This is a genomic window from Streptomyces sp. NPDC051567, assembly GCF_044454165.1.
GTDB lineage: Bacteria > Actinomycetota > Actinomycetes > Streptomycetales > Streptomycetaceae > Streptomyces.
The window spans coordinates 224,988-243,354 of record NZ_JBITDK010000001.1; the positions used below are offsets into that span (position 1 = coordinate 224,988).

General features: G+C 70.4%; 12 protein-coding genes. 9 read left to right on the plus strand and 3 right to left on the minus strand.

Features of this window, described 5'->3' with window-relative positions; all coding sequences use genetic code 11:
* Positions 1-12: 12 nt before the first annotated feature.
* Positions 13-1,473: a glycosyltransferase family 87 protein gene (locus ACIA5F_RS01000; RefSeq protein ID WP_399347735.1), complete on the minus strand. Its 1,461-nt coding sequence runs from the start codon at positions 1,471-1,473 to the stop codon at positions 13-15.
* A 110-nt stretch (positions 1,474-1,583) separates the two neighbouring features.
* Positions 1,584-4,205, minus strand: coding sequence for a transglycosylase domain-containing protein (locus ACIA5F_RS01005; RefSeq protein WP_399347737.1), 2,622 nt, complete (start codon positions 4,203-4,205; stop codon positions 1,584-1,586).
* Positions 4,206-4,480: 275 nt separating this feature from the next.
* On the opposite strand from ACIA5F_RS01005, the gene ACIA5F_RS01010 reads away from it, so the two are divergent.
* The 3 genes from ACIA5F_RS01010 (at position 4,481) to ACIA5F_RS01020 (ending at position 7,614) form a co-directional block, all read left to right on the plus strand.
* Positions 4,481-5,083 carry a helix-turn-helix transcriptional regulator gene (locus ACIA5F_RS01010; RefSeq protein ID WP_399347739.1) on the plus strand — a complete coding sequence of 201 codons (603 nt, stop codon included), beginning with the start codon at positions 4,481-4,483 and terminating at the stop codon, positions 5,081-5,083.
* A gap of 50 nt (positions 5,084-5,133) precedes the next feature.
* A complete protein-coding gene (locus ACIA5F_RS01015) occupies positions 5,134-6,216 on the plus strand; it encodes an inositol-3-phosphate synthase (RefSeq protein WP_399347741.1) in 1,083 nt (360 codons plus the stop codon).
* 105 nt (positions 6,217-6,321) lie between these two features.
* Positions 6,322-7,614, plus strand: a complete 1,293-nt coding sequence (locus ACIA5F_RS01020; RefSeq protein WP_399347743.1) for an MFS transporter — start codon at positions 6,322-6,324, stop codon at positions 7,612-7,614.
* A 52-nt stretch (positions 7,615-7,666) separates the two neighbouring features.
* Here ACIA5F_RS01020 and ACIA5F_RS01025 read toward each other — a convergent pair whose 3' ends face one another.
* On the minus strand, positions 7,667-9,109 hold the full coding sequence (locus tag ACIA5F_RS01025) for a CCA tRNA nucleotidyltransferase (RefSeq protein ID WP_399347745.1): 1,443 nt from the start codon (positions 9,107-9,109) through the stop codon (positions 7,667-7,669).
* A gap of 186 nt (positions 9,110-9,295) precedes the next feature.
* Between ACIA5F_RS01025 and ACIA5F_RS01030 the strand changes: the two genes are divergently transcribed.
* From ACIA5F_RS01030 to trxB, 6 genes are all read left to right on the plus strand, one after another.
* Positions 9,296-11,560, plus strand: a complete 2,265-nt coding sequence (locus tag ACIA5F_RS01030) for a DUF6049 family protein (RefSeq protein ID WP_399347747.1) — start codon at positions 9,296-9,298, stop codon at positions 11,558-11,560.
* A gap of 46 nt (positions 11,561-11,606) precedes the next feature.
* Positions 11,607-13,781, plus strand: a complete 2,175-nt coding sequence (murJ, locus tag ACIA5F_RS01035; RefSeq protein ID WP_399347749.1) for a murein biosynthesis integral membrane protein MurJ — start codon at positions 11,607-11,609, stop codon at positions 13,779-13,781.
* A gap of 117 nt (positions 13,782-13,898) precedes the next feature.
* Positions 13,899-15,617: a protein kinase family protein gene (locus ACIA5F_RS01040; protein WP_399347751.1), complete on the plus strand. Its 1,719-nt coding sequence runs from the start codon at positions 13,899-13,901 to the stop codon at positions 15,615-15,617.
* Between the two features lie 22 nt (positions 15,618-15,639).
* Positions 15,640-16,329, plus strand: coding sequence for an RNA polymerase sigma factor SigM (gene sigM, locus ACIA5F_RS01045; protein WP_399347753.1), 690 nt, complete (start codon positions 15,640-15,642; stop codon positions 16,327-16,329).
* Positions 16,326-17,270, plus strand: a complete 945-nt coding sequence (locus ACIA5F_RS01050) for an anti-sigma factor family protein (protein WP_399347755.1) — start codon at positions 16,326-16,328, stop codon at positions 17,268-17,270. Before sigM ends, ACIA5F_RS01050 begins: the two co-directional genes overlap by 4 nt.
* Before the next feature lie 124 nt (positions 17,271-17,394).
* On the plus strand, positions 17,395-18,354 hold the full coding sequence (gene trxB / locus ACIA5F_RS01055; protein WP_399347757.1) for a thioredoxin-disulfide reductase: 960 nt from the start codon (positions 17,395-17,397) through the stop codon (positions 18,352-18,354).
* The last annotated feature ends 13 nt before the right edge of the window (positions 18,355-18,367 follow it).

Genomic DNA, 18,367 nt, shown 5'->3' on the forward strand with positions numbered 1-18,367 from the left:
CGGCCCGCCGGATCACTTCCGGGAGCCGGTGCCCCAGTCGACCCGCTGTCCCCCCGAGGGCGCCGCTTCCCGCGGCGCCCTCGCCGCGTCCGACAGCACGAACACGTCCTCGGCCCCGTCCAGGACACCGCCGGACGGGTCGTCCGAGCCGTCCCGGCGCACGACGTCGCGTTCGGGCATCAGGATGTCGCGGACGACGACCGCGCACAGGTAGAGGGTGGCCAGCAGATGGGCGGCGATCGCCAGCTGGTAGCCCTCCACGGGCAGCCCCTGGTGCTTGTCCCCGCTGGTCGTGTAGGCCAGGTAGAACCAGATCCCGAAGAAGTACACGACCTCGCCGGCCTGCCAGATCAGGAGGTCCCGCCAGCGCGGCCGGGCCAGCGCCGCGAGCGGGATGAGCCACAGCACGTACTGGGGCGAGTAGACCTTGTTGAACAGGATGAAGACGGCGACGACCAGGAAGGCCAGCTGCGCGAAGCGCGGGCGGCGGGGGGCGGTCAGGGCGAGCAGTCCGACGGCCGCGCACAGCAGCAGCGTCAGGCCGGTCGCGTAGGTGTTGGCGTCCTCCAGGGGGTTGCCCGAGCGCTGGGAGATCAGCAGCCACACGGACCCGAAGTCGATCGGCCGCTCCTGGCTGAAGGTGTAGAACTTCTTCCAGCCGTCCCAGGCGAAGATCATGACCGGCAGGTTCACCACCAGCCAGGTACCCGCCGCGCCGAGGACGGCGGCGCCGAACTCGCGCCACTTCCCGGCCCGCCAGCACAGGACGAACAACGGCCCGAGCAGCAGGACGGGGTAGAGCTTGGCGGCGGTGGCGAGGCCGATGAGGACGCCGAAGAGCACGACCCGGCCACGGGACCACATGAGCATGGCGGCGGCGGTCAGGGCGATGGCCAGCAGATCCCAGTTGATCGTCGCCGTGAGCGCGAAGGCGGGCGCGAGGGCGAAGAGCAGGGCGTCCCAGGGCCGGTGGCGGTGGGTGCGGGCGACACAGACGGCGATGACCGCGACGCAGGCCATCAGCATGCCCGCGTTGACCATCCAGTAGATCTGCTCGCGGTACTGCAGCGATCCGCCGCCCGGGGTCATCCAGGAGGCGATCTCCATGAAGAACCCCGTGAGCACCGGGTACTCCAGGTACTCCATGTCTCCGGGGAGCCGGTCGAAGTAGGGCGTCAGGTTGTCGGCGAAGCCGCGTACGGCGTACAGGTGCGGGATGTCGGAGTAGCAGGCGTGGGTGTACTGCGAGCCGGCCCCCTGGAACCACGCCCAGTTGTAGCAGGGCAGCTTCTGCACCATGCCGAGGGCGAACATGCCGAGGGCGACGAGGGCGACGACGCGCACCGGGTTCAGCCAGTGGCCGCCGAGGCGGGCATGGCGGCCGAGCGGGCCTCCGATGAGTTCGCTGCCCGCCGCGGCGACCTCGTCCTGCCGGGTGGGCGTTACCGGGCGGTCCTCGTGCACCTTCGTCATGCGCTCATCCTGCCGTACCCGGCCGGACACGGGGCGAGGGCCGCCGCACGGATGCGACGGCCCTCGTGGACCGGCCCTCGTGGGGCGGAGGGAGCGGGCGGACGGACGGATCAGCCGAGGCCACCGGTGGGCACCCAGCCACTGGCGCCGCCCGGCCGGCCGGGCGGACGGCCCGAGTTCGACGGGGACGGGTGCCCGGTGGGGCGGCCGTCGCCGCCGCCGATGAGCCCGCCTTCGTCACCGTCGTCACCGCCGCCGGTGTTCCCCCCCGTGGGGTTCTCCGGGTCGCAGTACAGCTCCCACGGCTTGCAGGACGGCGTGGCGCCCTTGGAGGGGGTCGGGGTCGGCGAGGGCGTGGAGGGCGTCGGGGTCGGCGAGGGAGAGGAGGGGGAGGGCGTCGGGGTCGGCGAGGGGCTGGGCGAGGGTGCGCCGGAGGCGTCCGCGGTGACGCCGATGGCCTCGGCCTTCGGGAACGATCTGACCGGGGTGCCCTTGAGCGCGGCGCGCATGTACTCGGTCCAGATCACGGCCGGGATGTCGCCACCGTGGATGGAGTCGGTGCCGCCGACCCCGTTCATCGAGATCAGCTTCTTGTCCGCCGAGTTGGGGTCGGTACGGAACAGGGTGACGGCGGTGGAGAGCTCCGGGGTGTAGCCGACGAACCACGCCGACTTGTTCTTGTCGGTGGTGCCGGTCTTGCCGGCGGCGGGCCTGCCGAGCTTCTTGACCTTGATGCCGGTGCCCTTCTGGACGACGTTCTCCAGGACCTCGGTGAGGTTGTCCGCGACGGAGTTGTCCATGGCCCGTTCGGGCTTGGGGGCGTCGAAGCCGGGGAGCTCCTTGCCGTCCTTCTCGACCTTGGTCACCGAGTACGGCTCGTGGTGGGTGCCGGAGGCCGCGAAGGTGGCGTACGAGCTGGCCATCCGGATCGCGCTGGGGGTCGAGGTGCCGAGGGCGAAGGACGCGTTGTTGTTCGGGTCCATCGACGCGTCCAGGATGCCGGTGGACCGGGCCACCTCACGCACCTTGGAGTGGCCGACGTCGAAGACGAGCTGGGCGAAGGGCACGTTGATGGACTTCTCCATCGCCGTGTCGAGCGTCACGTACCCGAAGGAGGAGGGGTCCTCGTTCTTCTGCCGGAACGGCTTGCCGGAGGCGTCGAGCAGCGGCTTGCCCTGGCGGTTGTTGATCACGGTGAGGTCGTCGGCGTTGTACTTGCTGGCGACCGACAGGCCGCGGCCCTTGGAGTTCTGGGTGCCGTACTCCATCGCCGCCGCCAGCACGTAGGGCTTCCAGGTCGAGCCGACCGGGACGCCGGTGGTGTTGGCGTTGTTGGAGAAGTACTTCTTGTCCATGCCCGGTCCGCCGTACAGGGCGACGATCGCCCCGGTCCTGACGTCGATGGAGGCCGCCCCGAACTGGACGAAGGTGTCCAGTTCGGGGCGCTTCTTCTCGTCGAGGAAGTCGTTGCGGGTCTCCTCGACGGCCTTGACCAGGTCGTCCACCTTCGGCTTCTGGAAGGTGGTGTGGATCCGGAAGCCCCCCCGGGCCATCTCGTCGGCCGTGCCGCCCTTGGCCTTCATCACGTACTGCTTGGCCGTCTCGACGAGGTAGCCGGTCTGGCCGGACAGGCCCCGGGCCTGCTCGGACTCGACGCGTGCGGGGAACTCCTTGTGGGTGTCCCGTTCGGTCCTGGTCATCCGGCCCACCGCGACCTCGCGGTCCAGCACCCATGCCCAGCGCTCCCGGGCCCGCTTCTCGTTGGCCTCCGGGGTGGCCGCCGTACCGATGCCGCCGTCCGGGTTGTACAGGTTGGGGCCCTTGAGCATGGCGGCGAGGAAGGCGCTCTCCGAGGGGTTCAGGTCGATGCAGTCCTTGCCGAAGTAGGCGCGGGCGGCGGCCTGGATGCCGTAGGCGTCCCGGCCGTAGTAGGCGGTGTTGAGGTAGCCCGCGAGGATCGTGTTCTTCTCCTCGGAGACGCCCAGTTTGATCGAGATGAAGAGTTCGGTGACCTTGCGCTTGAGCGTCTGGTCGGGGTCCAGGTAGGTGTTCTTCACGTACTGCTGGGTGATGGTCGAGCCGCCCTGGGTGGAGCCGCCCTTGGCCATGTTCACCACGGCCCGCGCGATGCCCATCGGGTCGACGCCCTTGTCCGTCTCGAAGGACTCGTTCTCCGCCGCGATCACGGCGTCCTGCATCGACTTGGGGATCTTCTCGATGGGGACGATCTGCCGGTTCATCGAGCCGCCGGTCGCGACCATCTGGCTGCCGTCGGCCCAGTAGAAGACGTTGTTCTGTGCCTGGGCCGCCTTGTTCGCGTCGGGCGTGTTCACCATGGCGATGCCGATGCCCGACCCGGCCGTGATGATCGCGAAGCAGCCCAGGGCCGTGCCGCCGACCAGCTTCCAGGACGGCATGAAGCGCTTCCAGCCGCCCTTGTCGGACCGCGGGTAGTTGATGAAGCGCTGGTCCGGGCCGCCCCCGGCCCCGGTCGGCCCCCGGCCCGGCCGGCCGCCGCCGCGTCCTCGGCCACCGGACCCCCGGCGGTCGGCGAGGCGGGCCTCGGCGCGGCTTCCGCGGGGGGGGTGTGCCGCGTACGGGCCGCCGGGGGACGCGGTGGGAACGTCGCGTCCGGTCCCGGCATCACGGTCCGGGCGCTGCTGGGCGGCCCGGCGGGCCGCGGCGCGTCCGCCGCCTTGGGGCTGTGGCGGCTTACGACGGTGCTCGCTCATCGAACGACTACTCCTCGGGCAGGCCAGTGGCCTGGAAGCGGCAGGTGAGTTCCGGTTCCCCCGGTGTCATGGCGCACAGACTACGCACGCTCAAAACCCGATCAGTGCCGAAGTTCACCCCAAATCAGGCAACTTGCCTCGTCCGAATTGATGATGTGACGCCGGTCACCACGCCACCTCTTGTCGCCGGAGGTCACCCGTTCTATCGTCTGGATGTATCGAGCCGATACATCAGCTCGGAATAAAGACTTCAGAGGCGGAGGAGGGGCGGGCGGATGAGCAGACGCTCAGGCATCCTCGAATTCGCCGTCCTCGGCCTGCTTCGCGAATCCCCCATGCACGGCTACGAGCTGCGCAAGCGGCTCAACACCTCGCTGGGGGTGTTCAGAGCGTTCAGCTACGGAACGCTCTACCCCTGCCTCAAGATGCTGGTCGCCAACGGCTGGCTGATCGAAGAGCCGGGCAACGCACCGGAGGACGCCCTCGCCGCTTCACTCGCAGGGCGCCGCGCCAAGATCGTCTACCGGTTGACGGCCGCGGGTAAGGAGCACTTCCAGGAGCTCCTCACCCACACGGGTCCCGACGCCTGGGAGGACGAGTCCTTCGCCGCCCGCTTCGCCTTCTTCGGCCAGACCGAACGAGACGTACGCATGCGGGTGCTGGAGGGCCGCCGCAGCCGGCTGGAGGAGCGCCTGGAGAAGATGCGCGCCTCACTGGCCCGGACGCGGGAGCGGCTCGACGACTACACGCTCGAGCTGCAACGGCACGGCATGGAGTCCGTGGAGCGCGAAGTGCGCTGGCTGAACGAGCTCATCGAGAGCGAGCGGGCGGGACGGGATCGCAGACGACCCGGGCCGCCCGACGGAACCACGAAATGAGGTCCTGCGCCTCGCAGGCCTCGTCCGAGAACAAACAGGGAGCAACCGGAATGGGTTCGGTTCGCGTAGCCATCGTCGGCGTGGGCAACTGCGCCGCCTCACTGGTGCAGGGCGTCGAGTACTACAAGGACGCCGACCCGGCGGCCAAGGTCCCCGGTCTGATGCACGTCCAGTTCGGCGACTACCACGTGCGTGACATCGAGTTCGTCGCCGCGTTCGATGTCGACGCGAAGAAGGTCGGCCTCGACCTCTCGGACGCCATCGGCGCCAGCGAGAACAACACCATCAAGATCTGTGACGTCCCGAACGCGGGTGTCACCGTGCAGCGCGGCCACACCCTGGACGGTCTGGGCAAGTACTACCGCCTGACCATCGAGGAGTCGGCCGAGACCCCGGTCGACGTGGTCCAGATCCTCAAGGACCGTCAGGTCGACGTCCTGATCTGCTACCTGCCCGTCGGCTCCGAGGCCGCGGCGAAGTTCTACGCCCAGTGCGCCATCGACGCCAAGGTCGCGTTCGTCAACGCCCTCCCGGTCTTCATCGCCGGTACCAAGGAGTGGGCGGACAAGTTCACCGCGGCCGGTGTCCCGATCGTCGGCGACGACATCAAGTCGCAGGTCGGCGCCACCATCACGCACCGCGTGATGGCGAAGCTGTTCGAGGACCGCGGTGTCCGTCTTGAGCGCACCATGCAGCTCAACGTCGGCGGCAACATGGACTTCAAGAACATGCTGGAGCGTGACCGGCTGGAGTCGAAGAAGATCTCCAAGACGCAGGCCGTCACCTCGCAGATCCCCGACCGGGACCTCGGCGAGAAGAACGTCCACATCGGCCCGTCCGACTACGTCGCGTGGCTCGACGACCGCAAGTGGGCCTATGTCCGCCTTGAGGGCCGCGCCTTCGGAGACGTCCCGCTGAACCTTGAGTACAAGCTGGAGGTCTGGGACTCCCCGAACTCCGCGGGTGTCATCATCGACGCCCTGCGCGCCGCGAAGATCGCAAAGGACCGCGGCATCGGCGGCCCGATCCTGTCGGCGTCGAGCTACTTCATGAAGTCCCCGCCGGTGCAGTACTTCGACGACGAGGCGTACGCGAACGTCGAGAAGTTCATCACGGGCGAGATCGAGCGCTGACCGAACCCCAGGGTCCTTTCGGACACCTGGACTTCGGCCGGTCTTCCGCGGAGGGTCCCCGGGCAATGTGCCCGGGGACCCTCCGCGTATGTGACCCTTGCCCTCATGCCTGTCGTACGTGATCTGCGCGTACTCCTGCGCCTGAAGGACTTCCGCGACCTGCTCGCCGTACGGCTGCTCTCCCAGGCGGCGGACGGCGTCTACCAGGTCGCGCTCGCCACCTACGTCGTGTTCTCCCCGGAGAAGCAGACCTCTCCCGCGGCCATCGCCTCGGCCATGGCCGTACTGCTGCTGCCCTACTCCCTCGTCGGCCCCTTCGCCGGAGTGCTCCTGGACCGCTGGCGCCGCCGCCAGGTCTTCCTCTACGGCAACCTGCTGCGGGCCTTCCTCGCCTGTGTCACCGGTGTCCTGATCGTCACGCACGTCCCCGACTGGCTGTTCTACGCCTCGGCGCTGTCCGTGACGGCCGTCAACCGCTTCGTCCTCGCCGGGCTCGCCGCCTCCCTTCCCCGGGTCGTCGGCCCCGGCCAGCTCGTCACGGCGAACGCCCTGTCCCCCACCGCGGGCACCCTCGCGGCGACCGCGGGCGGCGGGCTGGCCTTCCTCGTCCAGCTGCTGGCCGCCGACTCCAACACGCTCGTCGTCCTGCTCGGAGCCGGCCTCTACCTGTGCGCGGCCCTCGCCTCGCTGCGCCTGCCCGCCGCCCTCCTCGGACCCGATCAGCCTCCCGGCCGGGTCCATCCCTCCCTCGCCGAAGGCGCCGCCCTGACCGTCCGGGGCATGGTGGAGGGCTTGCGCCACCTGGCGGCCCGCCGGGAGGCCGCCCGGGCTCTCACCGCGATGACCATGATGCGGTTCTGCTACGGGGCCCTGACCGTCATGCTGCTGATGCTCTGCCGCTACTCCTGGTCGGACGACGAGGCCGGCGGTCTGGCCCTGCTCGGGGTCGCCATCGGTGTCTCCGGCGCCGGATTCTTCGCGGCGGCGGTCATCACGCCCTGGGCCGTCGGCCGGCTGGGCACCCGCGGCTGGATCGTCGTCTGCGCCGCCGGGGCAGCGGTCCTGGTCCCCGCGCTCGGCCTGTTCTTCGCTCCCGGCCCGATGCTGGTGGCGGCTTTCGTGCTCGGCCTCGCCACCCAGGGCGCCAAGATCTCCACCGACACGGTCGTCCAGTCCCGGGTCGACGACGAGTTCCGGGGCCGGGTCTTCTCCGTCTACGACGTCCTGTTCAACATCGCGTTCGTCGGCGCGGCGGCGGTGGCCGCCCTCATGCTCCCCGCGGACGGACGGTCCGTGCCGCTGGTCCTGTGCGTCGCCGCCCTCTACGCCGCGACCGCGGTGCTCCTGGGACGCCCCCGGCGTGTTTCACGTGAAACGAGCCGACGACGTTTCACGTGAAACCGGGAGGCGGCGGTGTTTCACGTGAAACACCGCCGCCTCCCGCCCCGTGTCACGCCTGCGCGGCCCACCATTGTCTGAGGGCCGCGACCGCCACGTCACGGTCCATCGGGCCGTTCTCCAGCCGCAGCTCCAGCAGGAACGCGTACGCCTTGCCGATCACCGGGCCGGGGCCGACGTCCAGCACCCGCATGATCTCGTTGCCGTCCAGGTCGGGCCGGATCGCGTCCAGCTCCTCCTGCTCCTGGAGCTGCGCGATGCGCTCCTCCAGCCCGTCGTAGGTGCGGGAGAGGGCGTTGGCCTTGCGCTTGTTGCGCGTGGTGCAGTCCGACCGGGTCAGCTTGTGCAGGCGCTCCAGCAGGGGACCGGCGTCGCGGACATAGCGCCGCACCGCGGAGTCGGTCCACTCCCCGTCCCCGTAGCCGTGGAAGCGCAGGTGCAGCTCCACCAGCCGGGACACCTCCTTGACCAGGTCGTTGGAGTACTTCAGCGCGGTCATCCGCTTCTTGGTCATCTTCGCGCCCACCACCTCGTGGTGGTGGAAGGAGACCCGGCCGTCGTGCTCGAACCGGCGGGTACGGGGCTTGCCGATGTCGTGCAGCAGGGCCGCCAGCCGCAGCACCAGGTCGGGGCCGTCCTCCTCCAGCGCGATCGCCTGTTCCAGCACGATCAGCGAGTGGTCGTAGACGTCCTTGTGCCGGTGGTGCTCGTCGCTCTCCAGCCGCAGCGCGGGCAGCTCGGGCAGGACCCGGTCGGCCAGCCCCGTGTCCACGAGCAGACCCAGGCCCTTGCGCGGGTGGGCGGAGAGCAGCAGCTTGTTCAGCTCGCCCTGCACCCGTTCCGCCGAGACGATCTCGATCCGGCCGGACATCTCCTTCATCGCCGCCACGACCTCGGGGGCGACCTCGAAGTCCAGCTGCGCGGCGAAGCGGGCGGCCCGCAGCATCCGCAGCGGGTCGTCGGAGAACGAGGCCTCCGGGGTACCGGGGGTCCGCAGGACACCCGCCTGGAGATCCTCCAGGCCACCGTGCGGATCGACGAACACGTTGCCGGGCAGCGCGACGGCCATCGCGTTCACCGTGAAGTCCCGGCGGACCAGATCCTCCTCGATCGAGTCGCCGTAGGAGACCTCCGGCTTGCGCGAGGTCCGGTCGTACGCCTCCGAGCGGTAGGTGGTCACCTCGATCTGGAAGCCCTGCTTCTGCGCACCGACCGTGCCGAAGGCGATACCGACGTCCCAGACCGAGTCGGCCCATGGCCGGACGATCTTCAAGACCTCCTCCGGACGCGCGTCGGTGGTGAAGTCGAGGTCGTTGCCGAGACGCCCGAGCAGCGCATCGCGGACGGACCCTCCGACCAGGGCGAGGCTGAAGCCCGCCTCCTGGAATCGGCGGCCGAGCTCGTCGGCGACAGGGGCGACCCGCAGCAGTTCACTCACCGCGCGGCGCTGCACCTGACTCAGGGCACTGGGGTTGTCTTCGTTGGCGTTCGGCACAACAGAAAAGGGTACGTGCCCGGCCCGGCCGGAGCTCACTCGTTTCCCGGCGACCCCGGCACACGGCGCCCGAAGGGCTGTGCCGATCATGTGGGGCAAGGCGCGGCACTCGCGCACAGCGCGTCTCGTTACCATGCGTGGACGCACAGACGACGACCACTGACACTTCGAGGAACGGGCGAGCGCGTGGCCGAGGCGGCAGAGATCCAGGGGGCGGTCCCCGTCCTCGTCCGGCGCCGATGGCTGCGGCGCACGGCCGTCCTGCTCGCCGGGACGCCGGTGCTCGCCGCTCTCGTCTGCTCTCCCGTTCCACCGGCCCAGGCCGCCGAGGCGGCCGGCGTGGACGTCCAGCTGGTCTCCATGGCCCCCACCGCCCCGGTCAAGGGCGACACCCTCACCCTCTCCGGCACCGTGGTCAACAACGGCCGCGAGACGATCACCGAGGCCCGTGTGGGGCTGCGGGTCGGCCAGCCGCTGGCGGACCGGTCCGCCATCAACGACGTCACGGAGAAGCAAGGGTTCCGGGCCGGTTCCGACCCGGGCGAGATCGATCGCGCCTATGCCGTGAAGATCCCCTCGCTGCCCTCGAAGAGCAGCCAGGAGTTCACCCTCAAGGTGCCGGTGAACAATCTGCCCCTGGGCAAGGACGGCGTGTACCCGCTCGGCGTCTCCCTGTCCGGGACCAGCGAGAGCCGCCCGTCCGAGCAGGTCCTCGGTATCAAGCGGACCTTCCTGCCCTGGCAGCCGGAGACCTCTTCCAAGCGCTCCCAGCTCACCTACGTGTGGCCGCTGATCTCCACCACCCGGGTGACCGCGGAGACCGGCTCGGACGAGCAGCAGACACCCGTCTTCCTCGACGACTCCCTCGCCGACGACCTGCGGCCCACCGGACGCCTGGGCCAGATGGTCGCTCTGGGCAGGGAGCTGCCCGTCACCTGGGTCATCGACCCCGACCTGCTCTACACGGTCGACGCGATGGCCAAGGGCTACCGGGTCCGCAGCCCTGACGGGAAGCCCGTCCAGGGCAGGAACAAGGCCGTCGCCGAGGAGTGGCTGAGCTCCCTGGAAAACGCCGTCCAGGGCAAGAAGGTCGTCGCCCTGCCCTTCGCCGACCCCGACATCGCCTCTCTCGCCCATCACGGCAAGGACGTCTCGGGCACGCTGGGCCAGCTGCGGCCCGCCACCGACAAGGCGAAGCAGGCCGTCGAGACGGTCCTGCACGTACCCGCCTCCACCGACTTCTCCTGGCCGGTGGAGGGCGCCATCGACCCGTCGATCGTCAACGTCGCCACCTCGGCCGGCGCCCACAACATCCTGACGCGCAGCGACAGCCTCCAGGAGACCGGAGCCCTGGGCTACACGCCCTCGGCCGCCCGCCCCATCGGCGCGGGCACCACCGCCGTCGTCGCCGACACCGCGCTCTCCACCGCCTTCGAGGGCGACATGCTCCGCGCCGAACCCTCCACCCTGGCCGTGCAGCGGTTCCTCGCCCACAGCCTCGCCCTCAACCTGCAGAACACCGACGAGCAGCGCAGCTTCGTCATCCTCCCGCAGCGGATGCCGTCCGCCGGTCAGGTCCAGTCGATGGCCACCGCCCTGCGGGGCCTCCAGGCCGGCCGCTGGACCCAGCCCTCGGACCTCGAAGCCGCTGCCGCCGCCAGGCCCGACCCCGGCGCCGCCACCCAGGTACCGGGCGCGGGCCAGTACCCCGAGGCCCTGCGCAAGCAGGAGCTGCCGGTCTCCGCCTTCGAGGAGATCCGCACCACCCAGACCACCCTCGACCACTTCAAGGTGATCCTCGCCGCGCCCGACCGCGTCGAGATCCCCTTCGGCAACACCACCAACCGGGAGATGTCCACCTCCTGGCGGGGCCGCCCCGAGGAGGCCCGGCTCTACCGGGCCCAGGTGCAGGCGTACCTGATCGGCCTCACCGAGAAGGTCAAGGTCATCCCCAAGTCCGACGCCACCCTGTCCGGACACAGCGCCACGATCCCGGTCAGCGTCCAGAACAGCCTCGTCCAGGACGTCCACAATCTCGTCCTGCGGGTGAAGTCCGCCAACCCCACGCGCCTGATGTTCGGCAACAGTGGTCAGGCCGAACAGGAAGTCACCGTCCAGGGCGGGCACAGCCAGGCCGTAAAGTTCACCGCGAACGCCACCGCGAGCGGCCCCGTAGAGGTCACCGCGCAGCTCTTCACCAAGGACGGCAGCCCCTACGGCAAGGCACGGACCTTCACCGTCGATGCCACCGAGATCACCCCGACCGTCATGCTCGTCATCGCCGGCGGCGTGCTCCTCCTCGTCCTGGCGGGCATCAAGATGTACGCCAGTCGCAAGCGTGTCGCAGCGCGCGCGGCCTCCGAGGAGAACACGCAGCAGAGTGACGAGTCCCCGGACACCGGACCGCAAAGCGCCGACGGGTCCGGGACGGGTGAGACAGTGGACCGTTGAGCGATGCCGTGGCCGGTCGGCCTGGGGACGATGAGGTGGGGTTTCGATGAACGCGCCGTACGACGGTGACCGTGCGCAGGGCACCGGTGGGCCAGCGCCCTACCAGGGTGCTGCCCCGGGTGCCCCGGTGCCCGGACAGGTTCCCGCGCCTGTGCCCGCGCCGGAGCGTGACCCGTATGTCCATGACGCCTACGACCACGACCCGTACCGGTCGCAGGACCTGTCGGCGCAAGACCCCGTCGCCGAGGTCCTCTACGACCGGGCCGCGCACCCCCCGCCGCCGCCCGGCACCTACCAGGAGCCCGGCCCGCTCTACGCGGCCCCGGCCACCCCCTCGTACACCCCCGACCCGCGCGTCTGGGCCCAGACCCCGCCGCCCGAGCCGGACGGCCCCTCACGTCATCTGCCCTACGGCGACCACGCCACCACCACGCAGTTCGTCGGCGTGGACTCCCTCGTCACCAAGGCCGCGGACCCGCAGCCCGGACCCGATGCCTTCACCCATCTCTACCGGGACCAGCAGACGGCCCCCCGTACCCCCGTCGAGGACGCCCCGGTCGCCGCACCGGCCCCGGGCAAGCCCGCCGGCCGGGCCTCCGGCCTCCTCAAGTCCAGCGCCCTCATGGCCGCCGGCACGATCGTCTCCCGCATCACCGGCTTCCTGCGGACCCTGGTCATCGCCGGGGCCATCGGCGTCGGCACCTTCAACGACACGTACCAGATCGCCAACACCCTGCCCACGATGATCTACGTCCTCGTGGGTGGAGGCGCCCTCAACGCCGTCTTCATCCCGCAGCTGGTACGGGCCATGAAGAACGACAGCGACGGAGGGGAGGCGTACGCCAACCGCCTCCTGACCCTCGTCGTGGTCCTGCTCGCGGCCGTCACCACCGTCTGCGTGCTCGCCGCACCGGTGTTCATCACGATGATGTCGCCGAAGATCGCCTCCGACCCCCACCAGATGGAAGTCGCGGTCGCCTTCGCCCGCTACTGCCTGCCCACCATGTTCTTCATGGGCGTCCACGTGGTCCTCGGCCAGATCCTCAACGCCCGGGGCCGCTTCGGCGCGATGATGTGGACCCCCGTCCTCAACAACATCGTCGTCATCGCCACCTTCGGCGCCTTCATCTGGGCCTTCGGCGGCTTCACCACCTCCGGCGTGAACGCCGCCACCGTCACCACCGACGGCATCCGCCTGCTGGGCCTGGGCACCCTCCTGGGCCTCACCGTCCAGGCCCTCGCGATGCTCCCCTACCTGCGTGACGCCGGGTTCACCCCGCGCCTGCGCTTCGACTGGAAGGGCCACGGCCTCGGCAAGGCCGCCCGCCTGGCCAAGTGGACCTTCTTCTTCGTCCTCGCCAACCAGGTCGGCCTCGTCGTCGTCACCCAGCTCTCCACCTGGGCCGGAGCCGTCGCCGAGAAGCAGGGCCACCCCGGCACCGGCATCACCGCCTACAACTACGCGCTGCTGCTGTGGCAGATGCCGCAGGCCATCATCACCGTCTCCGTCATGACGGCCGTCCTGCCCCGCATCTCCCGCTCCGCCCACGACGGGGACGCCGCCGCCGTACGCGACGACATCTCCTACGGACTGCGCACCTCGGCCGTCGCGATCGTGCCCTGCGCGTTCGCCTTCCTCGCCCTCGGCGTCCCCATGGCCACCCTGCTCTACGCGGGATCGGGCGCGGGCGCCCAGAACATCGGCTACGTCCTGATGGCCTTCGGCCTCGGACTGATCCCGTACTCCGTCCAGTACGTCGTCCTGCGCGGCTTCTACGCCTACGAGGACACCCGGACCCCCTTCTACAACACCGTCATCGTGGCCGCCGTCAACGCCGCGGTCTCCGCCGCCGCCTTCTTCGTGCTCCCCGCGCGCTGGGCCGTCGTCGGTATGGCCGCCGCGTACGGTCTCGGCTACGCCGTGGGCGTCGGTGTCGCCTGGCGCCGCCTGCGGACCCGTCTCGGCGGTGACCTCGACGGCGCCCACGTGATGCGCACCTACGCCCGCCTCACCGGCGCCTGTGTTCCCGCCGCCGTCGTCGCGGGCGCCGCCGCCTACGCGGTCACCCAGTGGCTGGGCAGCGGAGTCACCGGCTCCGCCGCGGCCCTCGCGGCCGGCGGTGTCGCGCTGGTGGCCGTCTTCCTCATCGCCGCCAAGCGGATGCGGATCGAAGAGCTGAACGCCATGGTCGGGATGGTTCGCGGACGACTGGGGCGCTGATGCGCACAACCGTCACCCCCCATCATGTGTCGTGCATAGGGGCGGACTGTGGGCACAATTGGCTTGGCTTCGCAGACTGGCCGACAGCGTGCAACGGATGGGGAGGCAGGAACGACGGTGGCGGAACGTAGCACGGCTGCCGTCGACGTGGCCGACAACAGCGGCGATGAGCCGCCGGCCGCGCAAGCGGCCCAGGCCACGGCCGACGGGGTGGACACCCAGGACGGACGAGCCGCGGACGGACCCGTGCCCGAGAAGGACGGCGAGCACAAGAACGCGGCCCCCGCAGCCGCACCCGAACTCCACAGCGGCCACAAACTGGCCAGGCGCTACCGCCTCGAAGAGTGCGTCACCCGCTTGGACGGATTCAGCAGCTGGCGCGCGATGGACGAGAAGCTGCGCCGCGCCGTCGGGGTCCACCTCCTGCCCTCCGACCACTCCCGGGCCCGCGCCGTCCTGGCCGCCGCCCGCTCCTCCGCCCTGCTCGGCGACCCCCGGTTCGTCCAGGTCCTGGACGCCGTGGAGGAGAACGACCTCGTCTACGTCGTCCACGAGTGGCTGCCCGACGCCACCGAACTCACCACGACCCTGGCCGCCGGCCCCCTGGAGTCCCACGAGGCGTACCAGCTCGTCAGCCAGATCTCCCAGGCCATGGCCGCCGCGCACCGCGAAGGTCTCTCCCACCTGCGCCTGACGCCCAGCGCGATACTGCGCACCTCCACGGGCCAGTACCGCATCCGCGGCCTCGCCGTGAACGCCGCCCTGCGCGGCATCACCAGCGACACCCCCCAGCGCGCCGACACCGAAGCCATCGGCGCGCTCCTGTACGCCGCCCTCACCCAGCGCTGGCCGTACGCGAACGACGCCTACGGCCTCACCGGCCTGCCCAAGGGCGTCGGCCTGATCGCACCGGACCAGGTCCGCGCCGGCGTCCACCGGGGTCTGGGCGAACTCGCCATGCGCGCCCTCGCCAACGACGGCGCCACCGCGTCCCGGCAGGAACCCGCCTGCACCACCCCGGAGGAGCTGGCCAAGGCCGTCGCCGCGATGCCCCGCATCCGGCCGCCGGAGCCCGCGTTCACCGCCCCGCCGGAGTATCAGCACACCACGTACCAGCAGGGCGCCTACGGCCGCCCCACGACCCCCGGCATGGCCTCCGCCAAGCCCCTCCCGGTCGTCCCCCCGCCGCCCCCGCTGCAGAGCCGTACCGGCCGGGCCCTCAAGTGGGGCGTGGCCGCTCTGCTGATCGCCGCGCTCGGCCTGGGCAGTTGGCAGCTCGCGGACACGCTTCTGGACCGCATGAACCAGGGCAGCAGTACCAGTGAACAGCCCCCGGCCCCCAAGGGTGACGACGCTCCGAAGAAGGAACCGACTCCGCTCACCGTCAAGACGGCCGTCGAGTACTACCCCGACGGCAAGGCTCAGAACCCGGACCTGGTCCCCAGGTCGTACGACGGGGACACCTCCAGCTACTGGCGCACCAAGAGTTTCAAGAACGGTCCGGAGATCCAGCTCAAGCCCGGCGTCGGGATCATCTATGACCTCGGCGCGGAGCACGAGGTCAGCGACGTTTCGATCGGGCTCAAGTTCCCGGGGAACCACACCACCCTGGCGCTGTACGCGGCAGACTCCCTGCAGCCGAACAAGTCGGTCGGGGAGATGAAGAAGATCACGGGCACCAAGACCGAGGAGACAGAGGTGCACCTGACCGCGGAAACCCCGGTCAAGACGCGCTACGTGCTCCTGTGGATCACCGCGATGCCGGACGCCCCGTACGCCGATTACAGTGACGCCGGCTACAAGCAGGGCATCACGGACGTGAAGTTCAAGGGCTGACGCACGCCAGGGGGGCTCACCGTTGGACGAAGCCGCGACCGGCGACCGCAGTGACCAGGAACTCCTGGCCCTGCACGTCGCCGGGGACCCCGACACCTTCGGTGAGCTCGTACGCCGCCACCGCGACCGGCTGTGGGCCGTGGCCCTGCGCACCCTCGGCGACCGGGAAGAAGCCGCCGACGCCGTCCAGGACGCCCTCGTCTCCGCCTACCGGGCCGCGCACACCTTCCGCGGCGAGTCCGCCGTCACCACCTGGCTGCACCGCATCACCGTCAACGCCTGTCTCGACCGCGCGCGCAGGACGGCCTCCCGCAGAACCTCCCCCCTGGACGACACCGACCGCCTGGAACACCTCCTGGAGCCCCATGAGTCCGCCGCGGCTCCGGCGGAGCGCCGGGACCTCCACCGCCAGCTCCTGGCGGCGCTCAACACCCTCCCGGCCGAACAGCGGGCCGCCCTCGTCCTCGTCGACATGCAGGGCTACCCCGTCGCCGAAGCCGCCCGCGTCCTCGACGTGCCCGTCGGCACCGTGAAGAGCCGGTGCGCCCGCGGCCGGGCGAAACTCGCCCCGATCCTCACCCATCTGCGCATGAATGCCGGGGATAAGACCGCCGCCGAGCGGGGAAGGAACCGGACGCCGGGGACACCCGTCCCACCAGCGGCAGAACCCAGGGACCCCGACACAGTGAAGGGCGGAGGTGGACGGCCGTGAGCCCCACACCCGGTACGACCGGCACGATCCGGCACCCGGACGTCTCGGAGATCTCCGACCTGACCGAAGGACTCCTCCCCCCGTCCCGGACGGCGGAAGTCAGCCGCCACCTCGGCGACTGCGCCCTGTGCGCCGACGTCCGCACCTCCCTGGAGGAGATCCGGTCCCTCCTCGGCACCCTCCCGGGACCCCCCAGAATGCCCGCCGACCTGGTCGGCCGTATCGACGCGGCGCTCGCCGCCGAGGCACTCCTCGACGCCACCTCACCCCGTGACCGGACGACGCCTCCTCTGCGCCTGCGCACGGAAGACCACGGTGTTTCACGTGAAACATCGCCCTTCCCCCTCACCGGACAGGCCGTCCGGAGGCCCTCCGGACGGCCCCACGGCGTGGGCGGCCCCGGTCGGCGCCGGGCCCGCCGCCGTATCGCCGTGATCGCGGGCACGGCCGGAGCCGCCGCCTGCGCCCTCGGGATCTTCCTGTTCAGCGGCTTCTCGGGAACCCCCGCACACCACGCCACCTCCCGCAGCAACGCCGCGAGTGCCGCCGCCCAGCCACCCTCCGACGGCGCGTACACCTCCCAGAGCCTCCGGAGCAGCGTCCACCGGCTCCTGGCCTCCGGGCCCGGCGCCCGGAAGGCCGCCCCCGAGGAGCGGAGCAGCACCTACGGGGAGAACACCGGACCCGCCTCCGGACTGGCACCCGAAGACGCCCGGACATCCCCGGTCCCCTCCTGTGTCCAGGCCGCCACCGGCCGCTCCGACACCCCCCTCGCCACCGAGCGCGGAAGCTACCAGGGCACCGACGTCTACCTCCTCGTCCTCCCCCACACCGGCGACCCCACCACGGTGGACGCCTACCTCGTCGACGCCCACTGCGGGAACAGCACCCCCGCCACCCCCGGAAAGACCCTTCTGACCAGTAGCTATCCCCGAAGTTGACACGTTGGGACCGGGACAGGAACGGGCAGGGAATGCATGCGCCGTAGGATCAGTTGGGGTGGATGAGAGTCCACACCGGCCCCCGGTAGGCAGCAGGCAGTCCGCAGAGACGAGGAATTAACCCGTGAGCGACGTACGAAACGTGATCATCATCGGCTCCGGGCCGGCCGGCTACACGGCTGCCCTGTACACCGCACGCGCCTCGCTCAGCCCCCTGGTCTTCGAGGGCGCCGTCACCGCCGGTGGCGCGCTCATGAACACCACCGAGGTCGAGAACTTCCCCGGCTTCCAGGACGGCATCATGGGCCCGGACCTCATGGACAACATGCGCGCCCAGGCCGAGCGCTTCGGTGCCGAGCTGGTCCCGGACGACATCGTGGCCGTCGACCTCACCGGTGACATCAAGACCGTCACCGACACCGCCGGTACCGTGCACCGCGCCAAGGCCGTCATCATCACCACCGGCTCCCAGCACCGCAAGCTCGGCCTGCCCAACGAGGACGCGCTCTCGGGCCGCGGCGTCTCCTGGTGCGCCACCTGCGACGGGTTCTTCTTCAAGGACCAGGACATCGCCGTCGTCGGCGGCGGCGACACCGCGATCGAGGAGGCCACCTTCCTCTCCCGGTTCGCCAAGTCCGTCACGATCATCCACCGCCGGGACAGCCTGCGCGCCTCGAAGGCCATGCAGAACCGTGCGTTCGCCGACCCGAAGATCAAGTTCGCCTGGGACAGCGCGGTCGCCGAGATCCACGGCGAGAAGAAGCTCTCCGGCCTCACCCTGCGCAACACCAAGACCGGTGAGACCTCCTCGCTCCCCGTGACCGGCCTCTTCATCGCCGTCGGCCACGACCCGCGCACCGAGCTGTTCAAGGACCAGCTGGAGCTCGACGACGAGGGCTACCTCAAGGTCACCGCCCCCTCCACCCGTACCAACCTCACCGGCGTGTTCGGCGCAGGCGACGTCGTGGACCACACGTACCGTCAGGCCATCACCGCCGCGGGCACCGGCTGCTCCGCCGCCCTCGACGCGGAGCGCTTCCTCTCCGCCCTCGCGGACGTCGAGCACGCCCACGCGACGGTCTGACCCCGTACCACCC

Excerpts from the sequence above, each read along its gene's own strand:
- ACIA5F_RS01000 (WP_399347735.1), bottom strand. The coding sequence starts at position 1,473 with ATGACGAAGGTGCACGAGGACCGCCCGGTAACGCCCACCCGGCAGGAC.
- ACIA5F_RS01005 (WP_399347737.1), bottom strand. The coding sequence starts at position 4,205 with ATGAGCGAGCACCGTCGTAAGCCGCCACAGCCCCAAGGCGGCGGACGC.
- ACIA5F_RS01010 (WP_399347739.1), top strand. The coding sequence starts at position 4,481 with ATGAGCAGACGCTCAGGCATCCTCGAATTCGCCGTCCTCGGCCTGCTT.
- ACIA5F_RS01015 (WP_399347741.1), top strand. The coding sequence starts at position 5,134 with ATGGGTTCGGTTCGCGTAGCCATCGTCGGCGTGGGCAACTGCGCCGCC.
- ACIA5F_RS01020 (WP_399347743.1), top strand. The coding sequence starts at position 6,322 with ATGCCTGTCGTACGTGATCTGCGCGTACTCCTGCGCCTGAAGGACTTC.
- murJ (WP_399347749.1), top strand. The coding sequence starts at position 11,607 with ATGAACGCGCCGTACGACGGTGACCGTGCGCAGGGCACCGGTGGGCCA.